The following is a 1,178-nucleotide window of genomic DNA, read 5'->3' on the forward strand; positions in this document are numbered from 1 at the left end:
TCATGGATGATCTGTTGCGGGAGTTTTTGACGGAGACCAGCGAGAGCCTGGACACCGTCGACAATCAATTGGTGAAGTTCGAGCAGGAGCCGAACAACGCCAAGATCCTGGATAACATCTTCCGCCTGGTCCACACCATCAAGGGCACCTGCGGCTTCCTCGGGCTGCCGCGGCTGGAAGCGCTGGCGCATGCCGGCGAGACCTTGATGGGCAAATTCCGTGACGGCATGCCGGTGACCGGGCAGGCGGTGACGGTGATCCTGTCCTCGATCGACCGCATCAAGGAGATTCTGGCCGGGCTGGAGGCGAGCGAAGCCGAGCCGGAAGGTAACGACCGCGACCTCATCGACAAGCTGGAAGCGATGGTCGAGCAGGGCATGGCGGCCATGGCAGCAGGCGCCAGCGCAGCTCCCGTCGCCGATGCCCCGCCTTTGGTGCCGGAAGCCCCGGCCGCCGCGCCGGCCAAAGCGATGACCACCGGCGCGCTGATCGAGCAGACCCTGGAACGTCCGTTGCGTCCGGGCGAGGTCTCGCTCGACGAGCTCGAGCGTGCCTTCCGCGAGACCGCGATCGAAGCGCCGGTGCCCGTTGCAGCGGTGGCCAAGGCGGAAGTCAGGGCTGCGCCCGCGCCGGCGCTTGACGCCCCGGCGCCTGCGGCCAAGGAAACGGCCAAGGACGCTGCAAAACCCAAGGACAAGCCGGCGCCGAAGCGGTCGCTGGCCGACGAGGGCGCCGCCGAAGGCGACCGCATCGCCAACCAGTCGATCCGCGTCAACGTGGATACGCTGGAGCACCTGATGACCATGGTCTCCGAGCTGGTCCTGACCCGCAACCAGCTTTTGGAGATCTCCCGCCGCAACGACGATACCGAGTTCAAGGTGCCGTTGCAGCGGCTGTCCAACGTCACCGCCGAGCTGCAGGAGGGCGTCATGAAGACGCGCATGCAGCCGATCGGCAATGCCTGGCAGAAGCTGCCCCGCATCGTCCGCGACCTCTCGAGCGAACTCGGCAAGCAGATCGAGTTGGAGATGCACGGCGCCGACACCGAGCTCGACCGTCAGGTGCTCGATTTGATCAAGGACCCGCTCACCCATATGGTGCGCAACTCCGCCGATCATGGCCTCGAGACCCCCGCCGAGCGCTTGGCGGCCGGCAAGGGCGAGCAGGGCACCATTCGC

At 66.4% G+C, this 1,178-nt stretch carries 1 protein-coding gene; it reads left to right on the plus strand.

Annotation, left to right across the window (positions count from 1 at the left end; translation table 11 throughout):
• Positions 1-2: 2 nt before the first annotated feature.
• A partial coding sequence (locus IVA98_RS31035) for a chemotaxis protein CheA (protein WP_247356169.1) occupies positions 3-1,178 on the plus strand: 1,176 nt, incomplete at its 3' end.

The sequence above is a fragment of the Bradyrhizobium sp. 160 genome (genome assembly GCF_023073735.1).
Lineage (GTDB): Bacteria > Pseudomonadota > Alphaproteobacteria > Rhizobiales > Xanthobacteraceae > Bradyrhizobium.